The sequence below is a fragment of the Priestia sp. TRM10 genome (genome assembly GCF_057808375.1).
The window spans coordinates 535,286-556,321 of record NZ_JBJZOT010000002.1; the positions used below are offsets into that span (position 1 = coordinate 535,286).

Here is a 21,036-nt window from a genome sequence, read left to right on the forward strand (position 1 = left end):
AATAAAAAGAGCAAACTCGCTGTTACTGAGCAGGTTTGTGCTTTTTACTTCCTGGAACTTACATTATGTAGACTAAGTTTGTAGATCATATACAGAGTAAAAATGAAGAATTCATATAGATTATTGTTAAAGGAAATAAAGTCGGATTATATCATTTCTTTTCCTTTATAACCTTTGAAACACCCAAAGCTAAGTTATTCCAAAGAATCTGTTCTACCATCTCTACCTGCCTACCATCACAATCAACAATAATAATAATCTCACCGTGTTTCCCACGTAAGAGACGCTTCTTTTTTTTAATGAATTTAAATATAAAGAGCTTAATTAAAAATCCTAGGATAAATCCAATAATAGCGCTGATAATCCCCCAGTAAATAGGTCCCCACTCTAGCTTGAATCCAATACTGGCACCTACAACTGAAAAAGCTGTAGCTAGAGCCATCCCTAAATCAATAAGGGATACACCATCTGCTCGGTGAAGACTATCAAACATTTTACGATCTTCTGTTCGATTATCGAGGGGCACTATAAATATATTTTCCCTTCTTATTTCTTTTTTTTCAAGTTCTGAAATGGCTAATTCTAAATAGGTAGAGTATTCAAATGTGGCAAAAATCTGCATATCATCTTGTCACCTTTTTTCTTTTTCAATATAAAAGTCTGGATTTTGATAGGTTTTTTTCAAGAAATTCTTTTGTTCTCTTTCCACCAGTTTATTATTTTCAACTGTATTAATATAAGCATCATAGATGGCGAAACCGTAAAGAGAAGGGAAAAATAATAACCATTCTGAATCTAAGGTCTTGGTAGCTTTCTGGATGTCGCCCAAAAATAGAAGAGAAATAGCTTCAAGAAGATGAGAATAGTAAAAGAAAATAACGGTCCAAATCACAATAAAAAAGGCACCGACTATTCTATGAATATAAAGCTGTCCTAAACCTGGCATGAATAGAGACCACACAATAGATAAAATAGGATTCCTCTTATCTAAATAGTTAATTTCCATAGCCCCTATACTAAAGGAATTAAAGGTGTGATTTTCTCTTTCAGCCAAAACATATATTTTATTTAGATCAACTGTCGTTCGATAGCTATCCCATATGGCAAAAATATAAACAGGAATGTAAATGAGAAGCCATCTTGTATGAAGGTCCTCTTTGGCCATTCCTATATCTCCTTGAAAAGAATGAATCATAGCTACATTTAAATTAGAATTCAGATTAATAACAATTTCCCATATAAATAAAACAAACCCTCGAAGGTATTTAGATAAAAGTAAGTGTCCAAAGCCTGGAAAGGCTGCTGACCACCAAGCTATAATATAAGGATTTCTTAAGTGAATTTGAGTGGTTCCAAATAGACTAACATGGGCTATATAGCGTCTGGCTGTATTATCATTCATATAGTTATTCATAGATGTTCTCCTATGGCATTATTAAGTAGCTAAGCCAGCAGATTGGTTACATCTGTCATTCATAGTTCCTATTATATAAATTAATCTTGTATAGGCTCTACATGCCTAATTATCTTGAATGTTCTTTACCTTATTCCCTTATTTTCTGTTTTTCCGATATTATCCTTAGAATTCCCATAAAGGATCTTGTTATTAATGATTTAAAGATAATACTGATAAATGTGTGATACCAATTCCATCCCTTTTTCCATTTAATTAAATGAGTTTTTTTCACAGCCCAAACTTCAATCAGAAAAGCAGGAGTGGTGAGAAAAAGGAGCTTATAAAAGATAGCAAATGGTTTGTCCTTTACAGTTGCTTGATTATAAAGAATTGTAAAGGTGGGATAAAGCAGAAAGTCAAACAATATATGGGTGTTAAACACTTTTGGAACAAAGCGAATTGGATATTTAACGATGTGGTATGAAGTAAGAAACTTATCTATTATCCCGTTGGTAACGGCATTAAATAAATACACCACTACCCAATCTTTTATCGGGGGTTTCCTGAGTATAATGGGGATTAAAAAAACTAAGTTTAAAATGCAGAGAACACGTAAAAAACGCTTATCAGATTTATTACCTTTCATAAGGAAGCTCCTTTCATGGTTAGGATGCTTCATTAAAGAGAATAGTATTACATATTTCAATTTCTTTTACGTATTAGACTATTTTTTGAAGACAATCAGTCCTATATATGGTTCTCGCACAATGAAATATTTTCCCTCTTGTATTCCATAGAGAGTAAGTGCATGAAAGGATTTTACCTTAATTTACCTTTATATATATTTAAATGTAATTGAAGTGATATACAGTCCGTAAAAGTATACTTTTACGGACTGTTCGATTATTTAATATCTACATTTAAACTTCAATGGTTAACATAAAACTGATTTAGCTTTAAGTTTATAAAAAGGGGCATTCATTACTGCTTAGGAATTCAATCAATAACGAATGACAAATTATAGTGATTAATGATTAATGGGTAACTCCACACTAAAAGTCGTTCCTTCTTTTTCTGTGCTATTTACATAAATATCACCTTCATGTAATTTGACAATGGTCCAGACAATCGATAGACCAAGTCCAGTCCCTTCCACGGTTTGTGTACGTGAGGTATCTACTCGATAAAAGCGATCGAATATCCTTTCTATTTCTGAATCTTTCAATCCTATTCCTGTATCTTTAAAGCAGACCATTATGGATTTTTCTCTTTCTTCAATTGATATTTCAATACTGCCCTCAGGTTTATTATATTTAATGGCATTTGTTAACAAATTATCCCAAACTGTATTGAGTAATGATGGGTCGCCGATAATTTCTATATCTGGCAAGGTGTAGCTAAGCATAATCTCATTTTCACTTACTTGCCATTGATAATTTCGTACTAATTTCTTAATTTGTTGACCAACATTGAATGTTCTTTTTTTCAAAATATTATCATTACGGTCTAATGAGGCTAGAAGTAATAATTGTTTCGTTAAAGTAGATAGTCTTCGAATTTCACCATTAATAATTGAAATATAATGACCTCTTTCCTCCACACTTAGTGATTCCGCTTCCAATAGGTTTGTATATCCTTTTATATTTGATAAAGGGGATTGGATATCATGAGAAATGTTCGAAATGAATTCCTTCCTCATATCATCCATTTGTTCTAACTTTCTTGCCATTTGTAAAAAATTATGGGAGAGTTCACCTAATTCGTCATAACGAGTAACATTAAGTTCAACATTAAAATTACCTCTAGAGAGTGATTTAGTAGCTATGGTTAATTTTGAAATAGGCTTTACTAAATATTTGGTACTCACAACTACCATGACAATGCTCAGTATAATCGTTAATGCAAGCAGCCACGCAAATAAAAAATGCATCTCGTTAAAAAGGAGTTTAATATCTGGTCTAAGGAAGAGAGCATATTTCCGTCCTTGATGTTTTAGTGGAACACCAATTGTATTTTTTAATTCATTTGCAAAGAAGCCCGTTACAAACGTTTGTCGTGGAAAATGAAGAATACCATGGTAAGTCTCGCCGTTTAATACTTGTTCTTTAACAGAAACAGAAAGACTATTTTCCCGAAAAGGTGCACCAAAAAAAGACTCTTCTCCAGCATTATCTACAAGATAAATTTGATATCCTATTGAAGAAACATTCTCTAAGTACTCTTTTAAATTAACATTTGAATGCTCGTCAGCAAATGTTACAATTGATCGTGCCATTTTTGTAATTTTTTGATCATTACAAGGTTTTAATTTTTGCTGATAATACGTATTCGATATAAAAAAAGCCAGAATACTACTTAGAATCATAATTCCAATTGTAATGACAACAAATTTCACATAAAGGGTTCTCATCCATTGATTACCTCCAGTGCATATCCAACTCCTCTCACGGTTTTAATTTGAAAATCATCGGTTAATTTAGAAAAACGTTCTCTTAATCTTTTCACATGAACATCCACTGTTCGTTCATTTCCTTCATACTCTAACCCCCAAATATGTTCAATTAGGTTACTTCTAGAAAATACTTGCATAGGTCTTGATGCTAGAAAATATAAAAGTTCAAATTCTTTTAAGGGTAAAAGAATCATTCGATCTCCAATTTGTACTTCATAGCTTTTTGTATTGATCGTTGTATTCCCTATACGAACAACAGCCTCATTTGAATCATGATTATATCGCCGTAATAAAGCTTGTATACGAAAGCTTAATTCTCTTGGTTCGAACGGTTTAACCAGATAATCATCGGTTCCTGATTGAAACCCTTGTTCCTTATCCTCAATTTGATTTTTAGCTGTCAAAAGAATAACGGGGATATCAGATTGCTTTCGAAGTTCTTTAGTTAATGTATAGCCATCCATAAAAGGCATCATGACATCAATAACAGCTAAATGACATGTTTCCTTATTAAGGATTTTCAAGGCTTCCAATCCATCTTTTGCTTTGAATACGCGATAACCTAGTTTAGATAAATGGATATTTACAAGTTTCAAAATATTAATATCATCATCAACAATTAAGATGTTCGTCATACTATTTACTCCTATAATATAAAAATTTAATCCAATCACTTTGTATTAATAAAACTGAAAAAATAGTCCTGCACCATGAAGCAGGACTATTTAATACATATAAAGAAGTGTAACTTCGATCCTTCCTCTTAGAGCTTAGGGTGTTAAATCTTCATTATGCAAAATTACACCGTCACTCATTTTAATAATATGATCTGCATAAGAAAGCATTTCTTCATCATGTGTAACCATTAGAGTCGTAATGTTCAAGGTCTTCGTCAAATCTCGTATGAGTGACATAATATCTTTAGATCTTTTTGAGTCTAGACTTGCCGTTGGTTCATCAGCGAACAGCACTTTAGGCTTATGAATAATTGCACGAGCAATGGCAATCCTCTGTTTCTCTCCACCAGATAATGAAGACGGGTAGGCATATTTCCGCCGATTCATCCCCACCAATCTTAGAATTCGATTAATTTCTTTCTTCCGTTCAAAGTTCTTTAATTTTAATTCCGAAATATCCAGCATTAGCAATAACTGTTCTTCTACTGTGAGAAATGGAACAAGATGGGCAAATTGAAAAACAAAGCCGAACTTATGGGCTCGTATTTTTCGAATTTGTTTCGGGTTCATATTATTTATATTTTCCCCCTCAAATATTATATTACCACCTGATGCAGATTGAAGTCCTGCTGCTATGGTTAGCAAAGTACTTTTACCAGATCCTGAAGCTCCTACTAATGCCGTTATCTCCCCTCTTTGAAGGGAAAGATCGATTCCTTTTAATATTTCTTCCTTTAATTCTCCATTCATAAATGCTTTTTTGACTTTATTCATTGTAAAAAAACTCATATTAAATTTCTCCTTGTTGAATTGCTTGTAATGGTTCGATTTTTTTGATTTGTATCCCTGAAAGGGTAGCCCCAATAAAACCGATAATGAGAAAGACGATTGACAACTGCATTGTTGTGACTAAGGTTAAACTAAAAGGCATTCCTGCAGGCGCCATCATATTAAAAACTTGACTGAGTGTAATAGATAGGATAAGTGCAATTACTGTAATAAACAACATTTGGGTCCACATCATTTTAAACAATGCGCTTGTTTTTACACCAATGGCTTTCAAAATACCGTATAAACCCATTTTTTGAACGTTCATCATGTAGAAGAAGATAGCAAACAACATTCCACTGATGACCACTAGAAACCAAACAATCATATTTAAAGACATCTGTTCTGCGCTATAACTCGCAATAGTGTTGAGAAAGGCTTTTTTTGAAAATGATTGCAATCCATCTATTTCCTGCGTTTTGTCCTTTCCAGGTATGAAAATCAATTGCATTTCATTCACTCTGTACATTTCTTTGTAGTTCTCTATATTAATAAAAGCAACGGGGGCATGACTGAATTTTTTTTGATCCACAAAACCTTTTACAACAAATTCACCACTAAATTGATTATTTGTTAAAACATCTCCAACTTTAATTCCTTTATCTTTCATCGAACGATCGAGTATGACGTCCCCATTCTTGACGTTCTTAAAAAGCTTTGAATCAGTCGAGGTGACAAAAGCCACACTTTGTTGTTTGTTATTTTTATCATTTAAAAAGCCCATTTGAATGGACAGTGCTATAGCATCATTGTGTTGGTTTGAAATTTTATCTTGTATGCTGCTATCTATTTTGGATAAATTATAGGTTTCCTCTGCATCCTTATTCATATAAAATTGTCCATTGGGTAAATCTTTAATTAATGCGGCATTGTCTTGTGATAGCCCATTTGCTAAACCAGAAATAATAAAAGTTAATAGGCTAATGAGAAAAACAATGGACCCTAAAATTAAAAATCTTAATTTATTTTTTTTAATCTCTTTCCATGCAAGGTTCATAATGAACTCCTCCAAATTCTTTTTTACATCCATAGCATATACCTACTATGTGAACGGAGTGTGAATAAACCTTTACATTTAATATGGAATTGTTCTCTACAGCTATCACAATCACTATTGTCGTCCCTTTAAAAAAGGGTCAATTCTAAAACATATATGTATATAAATCTATAACATCAGACAAGATATTAACATATTCCCTGATATGTAAAGAACCCTTTGCTCATGCTGAGCAAAGGGTTCTTCTTTATGAAAAGTAATTCAACAATGATTAGTTACCATAATGTTGATTATCATTACTACAATGAAACAACCATAGAGTAAATGACTCTATGGTTGTTTCATTAATTATTATTCAAACAGAATACACTTTATTTATATTAACCATTGTGTAAACAATAGTTGAACTTAATACTATTTTCTTTTGACCTTATAAAGCAGTTTCTCATCATTCTGATAAAGATTAATTTTTATTTAACTTTCGCTTCATTGGAAAGTAATATAAAATCGCAGGGACAGTTAACCCGACTAGCCAAGCAACATCTGCTCCTCCAAAGGCTTTTGCTATAGAACCCACATAGAATGATGTATTAATAAAAGGTATTTCTACAATAACTGCGATAATAAACGCTATACATGTAACCTGATTTATTTTCCCATATTGACCATTCATATCAAAAATATCTTTTACATTATATTTGCCATGACGCAATAAATAGTAGTCTACAAGATTAATAGACGTCCAAGGAATTAGAAAATAACTAATAAAAAAAATAAAATTTAAGAAAAAGGACAGAAAATTGTTTTGTCCTAAAAAGCACAAGATAGTACCTGCTAAAGTCACACCAAATATCATTCCTATCCGAACTTTTTGTGTGACTTTTATTTTCCAGAAAGGTTCTATAGTTGTAATAGTAGACATGAAAGCACCGTATAGATTAAAAACATTAATAGCGATTTGACCAAAAATAATAATTAGGTACATAACAATAGAAAACCTACCAAATAAGTGAGCTAAATTTCCTCCTGCATGATCAAGAAAATTGGGAATAGCAATAGTCAAAGTTGCTCCTAAAATCATCATCCATACAGTTCCAACAAACGTCCCTATATAGCTATACCAAAATGTTTGAGAAGTTGATGTATTGGCTGGCATATAACGGGAATAGTCTGCTACATATGGTGCGTATGCTAATTGCCATGTTGCTACAACGCTGATTGATAACAAAAATACGGGCCAGTCTAAGCTAACTAATGACAAGCTTCCAGCCGGAAGTGGCAACTGAAATATAATAATAGTTACTACTAGGTAAACTATAAAAGAGGACCATGATAACAGTTTTTGCATTTTATGAATTAAGTCATGACCAAAAATAGTAACAACAAAACAGATGATGCTTAAAATTATTAGGCTCCAGCTCTCATTGATTGGAATTAAACTACTTAACGTTTGAGCTGCAAGCACACTACTACTTGCAAAGAATCCTAAATAAACGAACATTACAAGAAATAATGGAAAGATGGCTCCAATCACTCCAAACTGCGCTCTACTCTGGAGCATTTGAGGGATCCCAAGTTTAGGTCCCTGAGCAGAGTGGGAAGCCATAAAAATGGCACCTAATAGGGTTCCAATAATGATAGCAGCAAAACTCCAAAATAGATTAAGACCTAAACTAATGGGTAGTGCACCTGTTACAAGGGTTGTAACATGCATATTTGCTCCAAACCATATAGGGAATAAATCATGAGCCTTACCATGCCGTTCTTCTAGTGGAACAAATTCAATACTACGTGTTTCAACTTTCACTGGACAAGTCTCCTCGTAATTTAATTGTCGGAAGTATTTGTATACATAAATATATATAATTAAATGAGACTATCTGAATAAACAATAAATCTGTATACATGCCCTCCTTACAAAACAGCTCCAACTATAAGATTCTTATTCATATACATACTTACGTTTCATTTCGGAATAAAAATATCCAAAAAATAATGAAATTGAAACTTTGAATATTTCTCCTTTAGTCTCGTAAATATTATATAGTAGAATTTGTTTCATCCCAGAGGAATAATGCCTACTGTCGTCAATCCAATGAGAACGCTTATCCAGTAAAGTTATCTACTTTTAAAGGAAACGGAATCTGTATTTCACTGAAATAACTCATTATATAGCAAAGGAATAGTCAATTTAATTGGGATAATACTTGGTTTACTTTTTTTCTTAATATAGAAAGAACATTGGTGATTCTCTGCTGTTCTTCTGTTAAAAATTGTTTTAAAATCACACTTAATTTTTCTTCATATTTTTTATCATTTATATATCGTTGTGTACGATGTATAAATAACTATAAGAGCTATGAGGAAAAGATATAAGATAGTCCTTACTTTATTAAAAAAATAAAATTGCTTTTTATATTATCCCATACGGTATAGTAACAGAAAGAATCTTGGTAAACAACCCTCATGTAATAAACTATATATTTATAATAATGAAACTAAAGAGCACTATATGTAACGTATATATCTTTAGTTAACACAACACCCCTTATCGGAATCATCTTTTATTATTTAATCAAGCCTCATTATTGTTATAATGGGGCTTGATATGGTTAAGACTTATATCTCCTAAAAATATGAAATTAGGATGAGATTAGTTAATGATTCGTGATTGGTTTAGTGACCTTCTATTTGGAGTGGCAGGAGTCAATACAGGCAGTTTGGATACAAAGAAAATTAACAATAATATTGAGTTATTAAGGAAACAAGGCTGGTTTAAGGAAAACTATGATGATGAGAGATATCATGGACTCTTTATTGGAAATAAACACATTAAATCCTATTTACAAAGTCAGAATCGTGTTAAAAAGATAATAAATAATAAAAGCGTACAAAAAAAGTTTTTACTATTACTCGACAAACAATTAGAAATATAGTTTCTCTAAAGGTTCTTTTATAACTATATATATCACTCTACAAAATTGTTCATAATATTAACCTATTCCCCCATATGTAAAAACCCTTTGCTAGCGCTGAGCAAAGGGTTTCTTTTATTAAAGATAACTTAAGCTGAATCAGTTTTGATTATTGGTAAATAGGCTATCGAACAAATATCTGAATGCTTAGTTATCAATAATTTGTGATTCCTGAACATCCAAAACTTCAATACTATTACAGTAAAAGTCAATATCTTCATTCTCTCTGTCTCGTACTTGGAATTTAATATTTTCCCAACTTCTATCACGGATATCTATTATTTCTAAGATAGATAACTGTATAGCTCCACCATTCGCAAACAGTTCAAAATTTTCTACTCCATAAAAGTTCATACTGACTTCATAAAACTTATTATTCCCATCAGGTTGAAAAAGGAAAGTTATATGTACATTAGTATTGTTTTCTTCATTAAATAAGAACCTGTTATTATACTCGATAAAATACCTTATTTCTATAATGTATTTCATATCTAAAAATGAAAAATGGGGTGAAAGACTATTTAACAAATGAAAGTTCTTAATACTTACCATTTTAATGCGCTCCTTTATAATGAAGAATTTCTGTAATTTACTTATATAATAAACTACTTATGTTACCATAGTGATTATGATTGAAATAAAAAAAGCCCTACAAAGGCTCTTTTTTTATGGATTTATAAGTAATTCAGGTTTAAACAAGGGCTTGAATATGGCCTTTTAGCTTTGATTCTTTAATATTATTTCCTTTCACCCATTCTTCAAAATTTATAGTTAGATCGTTGTTTCCTTGAGCTACATTTGTAGTAAGAGTTTTCTCTTTAAATGAATAAGCAAAGGTATGTAGGGTGCCAAAAAGATTATTGTAATCTGTAAAAAATAATGGTGAGTTTTTATCACTAAATTTATGAAATGTCTCTTCCATACTTAAATTCTGATTCTTTAAGCTATTAATGTACTCATTACGTTTTAAAGACCCTTCAATATGTGCTCTATTTTTCTTCTTCATATCATCATTTTGAAAGTGATTTACACATGAGATGAAGCTAGGGTCTTTACGAACTAACACTTTTTCTGGGCTTACTTCTACGGCTGCATAATTTCTATAAGAGTCGCCAAGGGAAAAGTTATAACAAGCAGTATGAGGAATATCTTTGAGTAAATCAATGGCTTCCTCTACGGATGTACAAGAATCTAGTACCATCCTAACACTAGTCCAAGCAGCTACACCTTCCTGGTATTCCTGGTTGTTTACAAAATGAAGTCCAATAGCTAATCCACTTTCATTTACCCCATCATGTCTTCCAATAATTTGTAAACTATAACCACAAGAGGCTAAAACATCTTTAGAGTCTAACAATAATAAGAGACCATCATAAATATCTGGTGAGAAATCGTAATTCCTCACATAATATTGATCATCCACAAACGCTGAACATCCCATATTAGCTAATTTAGGTACATCATAGCCACTAAACAACGCAGCCACTTTCTCATACGGAAGTTGTAAACCTTCAGATAAACCTTGCAATTCTTCAAGCAAATTAGGGGATAAAGAGGAAAATACGTGATGAAAGTGATTCATGTTAATTTCGGGTTTAGTTAACTTATTGAATACATTAATTAAATGCTTATCCTTTAAATATTTTCCAAGATGGAAACCTATTTCGTAAGGAGTAGTTCTGAATTGAAGAATCTCAATCTCAAAATTAGACAACCTTTTCACCCTTCCTGTTCGCTCTAATATCCTACACTTTGAAATTTTAACATAAAAAGGATGATCTTTTATTTTGTAGACTCTATGCAAAGTCAGTTTACATAAAATATATTATTAGCAGTAAAAAAGCGTAAAACCATTGACTGACAAGGGTTTTACGCTTTTTCTTTTCCTATAAGTATACTTTTAAGGACATGGTGTTTTATGAACAGTTATTTAATGTAGAGGAAGTTTTAATTTACATAGAAAAGTATAAATAGAAATAGAGATCATACACAAAGTCATTATTTAAATAATGACTTTGTGTATGATGAGAACCCTCTAGTATCTGTATAAAATTAATATATTTAGGCATCCGGAATAATAGTAAGGGCAATGGTACGAACTGGAGTATCTTTTGTGCTCTTATTAAGCGCCATATCATAATATTTGTTCATCAAGGTATTTAACTCGTTTTGAAAATTAATAAAGTTTTCCTCCTCTATTTTCAATTCTACTAGAGAAAAAGTAGCACCATCCTCCTGTATATTCTGTTCTTCCAATTTCTTAAGATAATTTTGGTATTGTGTCATAAGCAATACTTGGTAGTAAGAAACATAGTTTAATTTCTCTTTGCCAGTGGCTTTTTTCCACTCTTCTCCGTTAAGTAATGCTTCTTCTTCATTTAAAGCGTAATATTTCTCAGAAACAGATTTTACTTTCTTCTCTTTGATAACACGTAGGATGCCTGAATCAACCATAACCTGTATATGTCTATATAGAGTTGCTCTAGGAACATCCTCAATAACTTCTACCATTTCTAATGGTGTCAATCCATTTTCCTTATTCCTCATTAAGGCTTGACAAATCTTCATTCTTACTGGGTGCATTAAAACTTCTACTTTATTTTTCATCTTATCACCTAATTAATCAAAATTGTTATTCTCATTATAAATAATGAGAATAACAATTGCAATTAGCTACCTTTATCTGTTATCATTATCAATAATGAGATTGAAATTAGGAAGGAGTATTAAAAGTGAAGCTACACTATGGACTAGATGATTTTAAACACATTAATTTTATGGCTATTTTACCTATTATCTTACCCATTATCATAATAGGTACCATTTTAGTTTTAATTGCCTTCTTAGATTTATACAGATACAGGAAAACCAGAGAAAATGTTCAGATTTGGGTATTAATCATTCTCTTTGTTAATACATTGGGACCTATTCTGTACTTTGCTATAGGGAGAAAGGATCGTGAGAAGTTTGAAACTAGAGATTAGACATGTTACAAAATCATTTAGAGAAAGAGTTGCTGTAAGTAATTTCTCCATGGAACTAAAATCGGGGGATTGTGTAGGCTTAATTGGACCAAATGGAGCCGGAAAATCAACTTTAATCAAAATCATTGCCGATATTATAAATTCAAATGAAGGAGAAGTTTTACTAAATGGGAAGAACGTATCGAAAATGAAGAGAGAAATTGGTTATCTGCCACAATATCCTAATTTTTTTTCTTGGATGACAGCAAAAGAAACGCTTATGTTTATGGGGCAGCTTTCTGGGCTAAAAAAAGGAGAGTTAACGAAGTCAATCTCAAATATTTTAATAAAAGTTGGACTTCACGGTACGGAAGACTTAAAAGTTAGTACATTTTCTGGCGGAATGAAACAAAGACTTGGTATTGCACAGGCTCTTCTACATAAGCCTTCACTTATTATTATGGATGAACCTGCATCTGCATTAGATCCAATTGGTCGAAGAGAAGTATTAAACCTGATTGAGGATATAAAGAAAGATACTACCGTATTATTATCAACCCACATACTGAGTGATGCAGAGGAAATATGTGATCGGTTTGTAATTATAAAAGATGGAATAAAAATTGAAGACACAACGATTAGAGAACTATTAAAACGTAATAGTAAAAGTAAATTAAGCTTAGAAATTACATCAAAGGATTTCGAATGGGTTAATGTGATCAAGAACTTATCTTATGTGAAAGATGTAGAGATAACTGGAACTAAAGTCAAATTCGAAGTTGATAACCTAGAAAAAAACAAAAGCCTATTACTTAAACATGCCCTTGATTATAATGTAGACATTATAAAACTTGAAACGTGTACTGATACGCTAGAAGACATATTTTTAAAAATGGTGGTAGAGAAATGAATAGTCTAATTATCTTATTAAAAAAAGAATTTGTTCAAATGGCACGTGATTTTAAAGTGATTTGGCTACCCATTGTTTTTATCTTTCTAGGAATGACTCAACCTGTGATAACGTATTACCTACCACACATTTTAGAAGCATTAGGTGGTAGTCAAAAGATTACAATCAGTCCAAGTATGACAGATCAAAAAGGTGGAGAAGTATTAGCAAGCACGTTAGGTTCTCAATTTGATCAGCTTGGAATCATTATTATTGTCATTTCAATAATGAGTATTATCCAAATGGATAAAGCAAATGGGATGCTGTCTTTCATTCTAACAAGACCTGTTACGAGTACTTCGTATATAGGGGCGAAAATCATCGCAAATTATTTAATAGTTGCATTTAGCATAGCTATTGGATTTTTTGCTTCTGCTCTTTATGTTTATTATCTATTTATCACTGTTCCATTGTGGTACCAAGTTATTGCACTACTATTTTACCTAATATGGGTTCTGTTCATCGTTTCTTTCGTCATGATGATTAGCACTATTTTTTACAGTCAAGGAGTTATCGCTCTAATCTCAATTGTTTTCCTTATAGGCTGTAGAATCATAGTGGGCTTGAGTCCTATAACAGATTTAATAAATCCAGCCAGCATGAGTAAACAGGCAATGGAAATATTAATAACAGAATCTATGAACCTACATACAACTGGTAATATGCTATTCACACTCGTATGGATTATAGTGGTCCTGCTAATAACAAGCTATTGGATCTCTCATAAAAAGTTTAATTATAAGGCGATTAATTAACTCATAATTTAGAAATAAAATTACAATTATAGGGTACCCATGAGTAATATCATCCAAATCAGAAATTAATATTTTTCCTAGTTCACATAGCACGTATTATCGGTACTAAAAAAGGATCTTCCAGTGAAGATCCTTTTTGCTGCTTATTAAACAATCGTAGCCGTTAGTTCAATCTTTAGTTGCTACTTTGGAAGGCCTCAATTATGTTTTTTTAAAATATTGCACGTGTTCAGAGACCCACTGAGTGAAGGTTTGTGCGGGCCGCCCAGTAATCTCTTCGACAGTTTGAGTCAATGTATAAGCCGATTTAGGCGGATTAAGGTGCCAACGAATTACGTAATCAATAGCGTCCTCCTGAACTCCCATCCTCCTCATCTGCTCACGTTCTTCTTCTTCAGAACTCTCAACAAATCGAATATCAAGTCCGATGACCTCACGAATAATCCGAACTTTATCTTGAATGGATAAACTCTCAGGCCCTGTTAATGTATATACTTTACCTGCATGACCATCCTCAGTCAGTGCGACTGCTGCGACTCTTCCAATATCCGCTTCATGAACAGGAGCAATTCGTGCTCCTCCAAACAGATCTCGAACTACCCTCTCAAAGCGTATGGAATCTGCCCATTTTCGCGCATTTGCCATAAACTCAAAGGCTTGAAGTTGGGTCCACTCCAGATTGCTTGCTTCAACTGCCCTCTCGAAAGGGCCCTTCTCGCCGTTCCATAAAACAGTAACTCTGCGTACTCCAGCCTTCACAGCAAGTTCTACGATTTCCGGTCCCGTTTCCAATGGGGTATATTCTGCGCCTGTGGTAATCAAATGCATGCCGCTTACGCCAACCAATGCAGAAACTAGCGTACTCGGATCACTTAAATCTCCCATGACAACTTCCACATCAGCAGGAAGATTGGCTTGCAGTGGATTACGTGTCAAGGCTCGTACCTTTTGCCCCTTTCGAATCAGTTGGTCCACAACATGCCGGCCTACTGTCCCCGTTGCTCCCGTTACTAAAATTGTCATTGTTCATCCTCCTCTACAGGTACCTACTTATCCCGTTTTTTTTCCTTAGGTTGATTTGTTTTTCCAAACGAACTTGCGCCTCATCCAATGTTTTTTTGCCGTATCACTTCATTCAACTTGGTTTCATATATTTGCAGCAATTCTTCACAATACTCATCTTTTTTGTCGTATTCTTGATCTCAAGACAGTGCAGAATATCTTTAATCTGGTCGGTTGTTAGACCTAAATTAAGATATAGTTTGATTGTATTAATAGCTTCGATAATCGAATCTACAAATTCGCGATAATTATTGTCAAGATGAGAAACAGTTATCAACCCTTTTTTCTCGTAATGCCGTAGGGATCGAGAACTAATCCCGGTCATTTTAGCTATTTGACTTATTTCAAAACTTCACCTCCCTTCTTTTAAAATTACTAATTTCATCATAAAGTATGACACTAGTGTTAAAGTCACGTTTTTTTAGATATTAAAATACCATTTGGTAATAAAGGTATTACCTGCGTATCCGTTAAATCATTATGAATTGGTCGTCGGAAAAGATTGTAATATTTAAGTCACGTCTTGGCATAACTGCACTAGTTATTGAAGAAAATCTAAAGGATCGAATGAATACTCTATACAAATTTAGTTAACATCATGTTTATTACCGGAAATTGATAATAAAAAACGCTTAAAGTATTAACTCTAAACGTAGCAATCTATATTCAATTAAAGATTATAAGTTAGATTAAATTTAGTTAGTACAATATTTATATTTGATGTTCCACAATGGTGCCCTTTTCATGAAGACTTGGTTTCAAGGTAATATTAATAACGATTTTCTACAACAGTCCCCTTTACTTTAAGTAAAATTCGCTGAAATTTTTGGGATATACTAAGTGTTTTTTTGTAAATAATAAGATTGTTAAACAATAAATTGAGGAGGACTTGTATGCAACAGAATAAACAAGCTAAAGAGAATTTGAATTCTATTATGAAGCCAGAATTTTCCGGAACTGATGTACAAAAAGTAAAACAAGAAATTCAAAAAGATGTAAGTGAAGGACAAGGAGCAATGACTTCCCGAGAAGCAGGGGCAATGCGTGATTAAAAAAACATTCTGAGTGGTTTTGTTCTGTTTTAAGATTAAACCATCCCTCGTTTGGATTTGATTGAGATACTGCAATTTAATAATTAAGCACGGTTGGTTTAAAAGACCACCTCAAGCGATTGGCCGTAAATATCTAACTAAAGAAAAAACGATTTGTACCATTTTTATAAAGGAGTTACTCAACAATCTGGCTTGATTGTTGAAAAAGAAGTAAAAGGTGATACATATTAAATATGACTATATGTATCACCTTTTAGTTAAAATACTAAATCTTATCAGCAGCATAAAACCTTTGTTACTTAATGGTTTTATGCTTTTTACTTTCCCCTTAGTTATACTTTTTCGGGTGGTTAGAAGCTCAATTAATTAGTGAAAATTGAGGACTTTTATTTGTTAAACAAATGAGGCTTACGATTTGAATGATGAAGGAAAACAAGAAAAAGCTGCCAACAAAGCTAGGCAGCTCTTCCTTAAACCTTCTCAACTATTCCCTCTATTATAACTGTAGAGGAGCTTTACTTATTTCTTTTTCTTGTTTGTTAAATTCTTATTATTGTTCTCTTTTTCAGAAGCAGTAATATCCGTATCTTTAACTTGACTTTCTATTTTTTGATTATTTACTGAGTCTGCAACCTCTCCAAGCTCTTCGATAACAGGGGAAGTTTTCACTTTAAGTTGGGCTTCTCGTTTCTTGTTGTTAGTTGAAAGTGTAACCTTTTCCTCTTTTGGAGCCTTAGGAGCAAGTGCAGTAGCAGCTTCTTGATGACTTTGGTCTACGGAATTATCCATGTTTTTATAGATTTCAGAGTCAGAAAGTTCGGGAACCGCAGGAGCTTCTGATTGTTCAACTCGTGCTTCTTCCTTACGGATAGTATCCTTCATCTCTTTAATCTCTTGAATTTTACGCTTGCCGATAATCACTTCTTCCACAACTACAGGTCTTTTGGTTACTTCAATTCGTTCCTCCATAATAGGAATACGAATGATCTCATTCTCTGTCAATGGGCTGTCATCACACTGACCATCTAAGACTGGGCGACGTTCTACGTAGGCTTCCTCACGGACAACCGGAACCTGGATAGTTCGTACTTCTTCTACGATTTCCTTACGAAGTTGTACTCCCCCAGTCTGAACACGTTCTTTCCTTACATCGAGTTGTTCTTCGCGAAGTTGCACTGCCCTATGCTCCTCTGTCTCATATGGAGCTTCCCTAATTGTAGAATATGAAGGAATTGTGTGAGTTTCATCCACATCAATTAGGACAAGGATTTTCCCTTGATTTACATCCGTTTCACACTGTTTCGCAGTAAAATCTTGAATGCCCATTCTAACAAGTTTTGAAGTTAGACCACCAGCTTGTTTAGTAGTAGTCATTCCACCTGTCATCATGGTAAGAAAGTTGTCCATCATGACCCCTGCCAACGAACTTACAGCTGGTGTGCCAGCCTCTATCATTACATCAGTCTCGGCTCTTAACCGTAGAGTATTACTTCTATCCTTTGCTACTACTATTATATCTGTCTCACGATGCCCCTGACGTTTTAACCCTTCAATTGCGTGTATCGCTTCTTGCTCCGAATAAAAAGTTCCCACAACTCGTTTTCTTATGCCCATTTTTCCATCCCCTTAAAATTTAATTTAAACGCAAACTATCACTTACATTTAATTCCACTTTCGTTATGTATATTATGTACCCAACAGTTTTCTAGTTAAAACGTGGTACGAGTGATTGTGTAAGTAAATAATATGTAAATAATATGTAAATTCTAAAATATAGAAAGATGAGGTATTATGGAAATATTTCAAATTATATAAGTATCCTTACCACCTATTTATTATCAGTAAGAATAAATAAGTTTTTGATTTTACATATAAGATTCAAAAGCTGATGATTGACTTTCAATAAATTATAACTTTTACAAACTTTTGGTAAATCTAATAAAATATAAGTCTCATGTTTGAAGTGGTTCATAGATTATCTCCTCAACTTTTATATTTTAATGAGTTTTTTAACATAAAATACCATAAATTACCTTAATTTCACTAAGAGATTATATTTGCCTTCAATATATAGTTACCATAATGTTGCTTATAGGAATTAAAAAAGTTAAGGACTAAATCCTTAACTTAAATTCTCTATAAAGTTATAAAATAAATGTACTTAAAAACCATCAAAGATTTTGTAATTCAATTCGATCTAATTCTTTTTGTCTTTTCTTTTTAAAACGTTCTCTTCCCGAAATCCATGTGCTTAGCAGTCCACATAAAGCAACGATTAGTATGACCCATGTAGAAGAATGATCATTATTATCCATTAATCTATTAAAAAAGAGGCTAATAACGCCTATGTATACAATTGGAAGGATCCCGCCTAAATAAGGATTCTTTCGTGTTGGTAAATATTCTTGAGTAAGCAAAATAAGAATGACTACTAGTATTTTCACTATATGATCCATAATTAAACATCCTTTTCTGTTTTATATTTTTCAATAATGATTTTAGCCACATCGAGGCTCAAACGTTCGTCAATAACAAAACCCTTAATCATATTTACAAATTCTACATCTTCTTCTTGACTATGCATTTCAATCTTTTTTATTAAACGATCTAGTTTTGCTCGTACAGTTGGATAAGAAACATCATAGAGACTAGACATGTTTTTTAACGACCCTGAATTCAAAATAAATTTTCTAATAAATTCTAAAGACTCTTTATCTAATGCAAGGACCCATGAAGGAATTTCTTCTCTTTCCATAAATAACCACCACCTATGTAAATAATATTAAACTAAATATTAACTTTATTCAAGTTTAAAATAAAAATATTTAAATTTATTTCAATTATGTTATAAACTTTGGTTGGTATTGTTGATAAAAGACATGGTGTATATGATATACATTTCTAGTTTGCATAAAACATCTTCCGTGAAGGGATAAAAGCTCAAACTCGTTGTCATTCAACAAGTTTGAGCTTTTTCTTTCCCTTTAATTTGAATATGATTATCGTTTTTCCACGTTATATTGTAAAGTTCTTTTCCATTACTTGCCCACTTATTAGCTATGTATGCCGTTTCTATTCGTGCTGTTTCATCATACTTATTTTTAAAATAAATTTCTATCTTATCAGGACTAGCAATAAGCGCATTTCCAATTTGTATAAGTTCTACTTTATTTAGATGATGGGGAGATGACAATTTTAAAAATGTGGTTTTCTTAAACCTACCCCAATAGATATAATAAGCACAGCAAGAGGTCAGTATTATGACGAGTATTAAAAAAACTATAATAAGTTTTTTTCTGTTATAAACTTTCATTTTTTGATGATTTATTGTAATGGGAATAACACTCCAATCTTCAAGGGGATATCTTCCAAAAATTATATCTTAGATACGGGGGGAGTGAAAGAGGATACTAATCTTATAGGGGTAGCGTCAGGAAAATCAGGGTTTACAACGTTAAGGAAATTTCAATATTAAAAAGCCTAATTTTTCAATTTGATGCGAAGAAATTAGGCTTTTTCATTTCTCCATTAAAGTGCCCTTTAGTGGAAAATGGGTACAATAATCAGTATTGGTACTGAACAGAAAATCAGAGAAACACTGTTAGTCTCTTGTATTGTCTTACTACTATTTCCAATCCTATAAATTAGGCACAAAATGACCAAAAAGACGAAGCAGTTTCCATTAAAAAATGCGATTTAGAAGTTTTATTTAAAGCTTTACTTCTACCTCAGTTCCATCCTTCAATCTCGTTTCAACAAGGATAACTCCCCTGTGCTTAGAAAATCCCTGCAGCAACAGCTTCAAATCTTTTCTTTCAATTTCTGGAAAGATGAATTTGCTGTCATCCTTTTCAATTGCTTTATTTATTAAGCGATTAATCCTTTTTGATGTAACAATCAAACTAACCAAATTTAAAACCGCATAGGGAACGGGAATGGAAAATCGTTTATCCTTTACTTTCACCTTGACTTTTAACATAATCTATTCAATCACCACGAAGACTTTATCACCATTGGCTGAGGTGATGTCAACAATCTGTCCGTCCAGTTCATTTTCAATTGCTTCAATGAGCAGGTCAATGTTAATATCTTTTACATATTTTTCTGCCTCAGGTATTTTTTCAGCAATATTTGTACCTACTTTTAAAACAGCCTTTACCAGATTAATCGGTAAATTCACATTTACATTATCTCCTTCTTCGGAGGTCACACGAATCTTTAACATTTTATTTCCATATGGAACTTCTTTATTTATTGTCACTAGCTCTGGCTGATCTTTGCCTTGTAAAATATTAATTAATTCACTTGCTTTTTCCTTATCAATCTTTCCTTCCTCCACCAGCGTTAAGACTCTCGAAATTTCGTCCTTCATTATACTTCCCCCTCTTTTAATAACTGAATGGCTTTCTCTGCCGTAATTTCTCCTTTTTCCAATAACGATACAATTTTTTTCTTATCTACTTCGGGTTTCTTCTGAGAGGAATATCCGAGAGTAGAGATAATTTCATCTAATTTTCCTCTGACAGTCGGATAGGAAATTCCGAGCTCCTTCTCGACTTCTTTGATATTTCCACGACATTTAAGAAAAATCTCAATAAAATGCAGCTGTTCCTGACCAAGAGCAGCCAGTCTTGAAACTTCAAATTCATTTTCTACCGTTGTCTGGCAATGGTTACACTGTAGCTTAGTAATTTTAAGCGCCTCCATGCAAACCGGACAATTAGTGAGTAAAGGATACGCCATACTGTTCTCCTTTCTTTCATTTAATCATATCATACATCATATCTTTTAATTTTAAAATAATTATTTAATATCGTTTATAAAATTTTATATTTTTATTAAAAAAATTAACTTTAATATTAAATATATTAATTTATTGGTCACTTAAGTTAAAGTGAAAAACAGACTCATTGGAGAGTCTGTCTGATTG

The 21,036-nt window shown here is 32.6% G+C and carries 24 protein-coding genes; 5 read left to right on the forward strand and 19 right to left on the reverse strand.

What is annotated here, in order from left to right; genetic code table 11:
* Positions 1-151: 151 nt before the first annotated feature.
* The 8 genes from ACK3CR_RS02725 to ACK3CR_RS02760 form a co-directional block, all read right to left on the reverse strand.
* Entirely contained in the window at positions 152-622 is a 471-nt protein-coding gene (locus tag ACK3CR_RS02725) for a hypothetical protein (protein WP_488974711.1), read from the reverse strand.
* 9 nt (positions 623-631) lie between these two features.
* A complete protein-coding gene (locus ACK3CR_RS02730; RefSeq protein ID WP_488974712.1) occupies positions 632-1,414 on the reverse strand; it encodes a hypothetical protein in 783 nt (260 codons plus the stop codon).
* 130 nt (positions 1,415-1,544) lie between these two features.
* Complete coding sequence (locus ACK3CR_RS02735) at positions 1,545-2,042, reverse strand: CBO0543 family protein (protein WP_488974713.1); 498 nt, start codon at positions 2,040-2,042, stop codon at positions 1,545-1,547.
* Between the two features lie 381 nt (positions 2,043-2,423).
* On the reverse strand, positions 2,424-3,806 hold the full coding sequence (locus ACK3CR_RS02740; RefSeq protein WP_488974714.1) for a sensor histidine kinase: 1,383 nt from the start codon (positions 3,804-3,806) through the stop codon (positions 2,424-2,426).
* A complete protein-coding gene (locus tag ACK3CR_RS02745; protein ID WP_243520304.1) occupies positions 3,803-4,483 on the reverse strand; it encodes a response regulator transcription factor in 681 nt (226 codons plus the stop codon). The genes ACK3CR_RS02740 and ACK3CR_RS02745 overlap by 4 nt, the downstream gene beginning before the upstream one ends.
* 135 nt (positions 4,484-4,618) lie before the next feature.
* A complete protein-coding gene (locus ACK3CR_RS02750) occupies positions 4,619-5,314 on the reverse strand; it encodes an ABC transporter ATP-binding protein (protein ID WP_488974715.1) in 696 nt (231 codons plus the stop codon).
* A 1-nt stretch (position 5,315) separates the two neighbouring features.
* Positions 5,316-6,350 carry an ABC transporter permease gene (locus tag ACK3CR_RS02755; RefSeq protein ID WP_243520300.1) on the reverse strand — a complete coding sequence of 345 codons (1,035 nt, stop codon included), beginning with the start codon at positions 6,348-6,350 and terminating at the stop codon, positions 5,316-5,318.
* Between the two features lie 463 nt (positions 6,351-6,813).
* Complete coding sequence (locus ACK3CR_RS02760; RefSeq protein WP_243520299.1) at positions 6,814-8,157, reverse strand: purine-cytosine permease family protein; 1,344 nt, start codon at positions 8,155-8,157, stop codon at positions 6,814-6,816.
* 853 nt (positions 8,158-9,010) lie between these two features.
* Between ACK3CR_RS02760 and ACK3CR_RS02765 the strand changes: the two genes are divergently transcribed.
* Complete coding sequence (locus ACK3CR_RS02765; RefSeq protein WP_243520296.1) at positions 9,011-9,286, forward strand: hypothetical protein; 276 nt, start codon at positions 9,011-9,013, stop codon at positions 9,284-9,286.
* 186 nt (positions 9,287-9,472) lie between these two features.
* On the opposite strand, the gene ACK3CR_RS02770 is transcribed toward ACK3CR_RS02765, so the two are convergent.
* From ACK3CR_RS02770 to ACK3CR_RS02780, 3 genes are all read right to left on the reverse strand, one after another.
* A complete protein-coding gene (locus ACK3CR_RS02770; RefSeq protein WP_243520294.1) occupies positions 9,473-9,877 on the reverse strand; it encodes a hypothetical protein in 405 nt (134 codons plus the stop codon).
* A 139-nt stretch (positions 9,878-10,016) separates the two neighbouring features.
* A complete protein-coding gene (locus ACK3CR_RS02775; protein ID WP_488974716.1) occupies positions 10,017-11,048 on the reverse strand; it encodes a C45 family autoproteolytic acyltransferase/hydrolase in 1,032 nt (343 codons plus the stop codon).
* A gap of 338 nt (positions 11,049-11,386) precedes the next feature.
* Complete coding sequence (locus tag ACK3CR_RS02780) at positions 11,387-11,932, reverse strand: transcriptional regulator (protein WP_430238391.1); 546 nt, start codon at positions 11,930-11,932, stop codon at positions 11,387-11,389.
* A 125-nt stretch (positions 11,933-12,057) separates the two neighbouring features.
* On the opposite strand from ACK3CR_RS02780, the gene ACK3CR_RS02785 reads away from it, so the two are divergent.
* From ACK3CR_RS02785 to ACK3CR_RS02795, 3 genes are read left to right on the forward strand one after another with little or no spacing between them, the layout of a single operon-like run.
* Positions 12,058-12,309, forward strand: coding sequence for a PLD nuclease N-terminal domain-containing protein (locus ACK3CR_RS02785; RefSeq protein ID WP_430238389.1), 252 nt, complete (start codon positions 12,058-12,060; stop codon positions 12,307-12,309).
* Positions 12,293-13,198 (forward strand): ABC transporter ATP-binding protein, encoded by a 906-nt coding sequence (locus tag ACK3CR_RS02790; protein ID WP_243520819.1) that lies wholly within the window; start codon positions 12,293-12,295, stop codon positions 13,196-13,198. The genes ACK3CR_RS02785 and ACK3CR_RS02790 overlap by 17 nt, the downstream gene beginning before the upstream one ends.
* A complete protein-coding gene (locus ACK3CR_RS02795) occupies positions 13,195-13,992 on the forward strand; it encodes an ABC transporter permease (protein WP_243520286.1) in 798 nt (265 codons plus the stop codon). Before ACK3CR_RS02790 ends, ACK3CR_RS02795 begins: the two co-directional genes overlap by 4 nt.
* 201 nt (positions 13,993-14,193) lie before the next feature.
* Here the strand turns inward: ACK3CR_RS02795 and ACK3CR_RS02800 are convergent, their stop codons facing one another.
* Positions 14,194-15,015: an NmrA family NAD(P)-binding protein gene (locus tag ACK3CR_RS02800; protein ID WP_328123739.1), complete on the reverse strand. Its 822-nt coding sequence runs from the start codon at positions 15,013-15,015 to the stop codon at positions 14,194-14,196.
* 112 nt (positions 15,016-15,127) lie between these two features.
* Positions 15,128-15,379 carry a MerR family transcriptional regulator gene (locus tag ACK3CR_RS02805; protein WP_243520282.1) on the reverse strand — a complete coding sequence of 84 codons (252 nt, stop codon included), beginning with the start codon at positions 15,377-15,379 and terminating at the stop codon, positions 15,128-15,130.
* Positions 15,380-15,947: 568 nt separating this feature from the next.
* Between ACK3CR_RS02805 and ACK3CR_RS02810 the strand changes: the two genes are divergently transcribed.
* Entirely contained in the window at positions 15,948-16,106 is a 159-nt protein-coding gene (locus ACK3CR_RS02810; RefSeq protein ID WP_488974717.1) for a hypothetical protein, read from the forward strand.
* Between the two features lie 519 nt (positions 16,107-16,625).
* On the opposite strand, the gene ACK3CR_RS02815 is transcribed toward ACK3CR_RS02810, so the two are convergent.
* The 6 genes from ACK3CR_RS02815 to ACK3CR_RS02840 all read right to left on the reverse strand — a co-directional run bounded on the left by ACK3CR_RS02815 (position 16,626) and on the right by ACK3CR_RS02840 (position 20,849).
* Positions 16,626-17,720: a YsnF/AvaK domain-containing protein gene (locus ACK3CR_RS02815; protein WP_488974718.1), complete on the reverse strand. Its 1,095-nt coding sequence runs from the start codon at positions 17,718-17,720 to the stop codon at positions 16,626-16,628.
* Between the two features lie 557 nt (positions 17,721-18,277).
* Positions 18,278-18,562 (reverse strand): hypothetical protein, encoded by a 285-nt coding sequence (locus ACK3CR_RS02820; RefSeq protein WP_488974719.1) that lies wholly within the window; start codon positions 18,560-18,562, stop codon positions 18,278-18,280.
* A gap of 2 nt (positions 18,563-18,564) precedes the next feature.
* Entirely contained in the window at positions 18,565-18,861 is a 297-nt protein-coding gene (locus ACK3CR_RS02825) for a DUF2089 family protein (protein WP_243520274.1), read from the reverse strand.
* 954 nt (positions 18,862-19,815) lie between these two features.
* The gene (locus ACK3CR_RS02830) at positions 19,816-20,085 is read right to left on the reverse strand and encodes a hypothetical protein (protein WP_430238380.1); all 270 of its coding nucleotides are present in this window, start codon (positions 20,083-20,085) and stop codon (positions 19,816-19,818) included.
* A 3-nt stretch (positions 20,086-20,088) separates the two neighbouring features.
* Complete coding sequence (locus ACK3CR_RS02835) at positions 20,089-20,478, reverse strand: SHOCT-like domain-containing protein (RefSeq protein ID WP_243520270.1); 390 nt, start codon at positions 20,476-20,478, stop codon at positions 20,089-20,091.
* Positions 20,478-20,849 (reverse strand): DUF2089 domain-containing protein, encoded by a 372-nt coding sequence (locus tag ACK3CR_RS02840; protein ID WP_243520268.1) that lies wholly within the window; start codon positions 20,847-20,849, stop codon positions 20,478-20,480. Before ACK3CR_RS02840 ends, ACK3CR_RS02835 begins: the two co-directional genes overlap by 1 nt.
* Positions 20,850-21,036 lie beyond the last annotated feature (187 nt).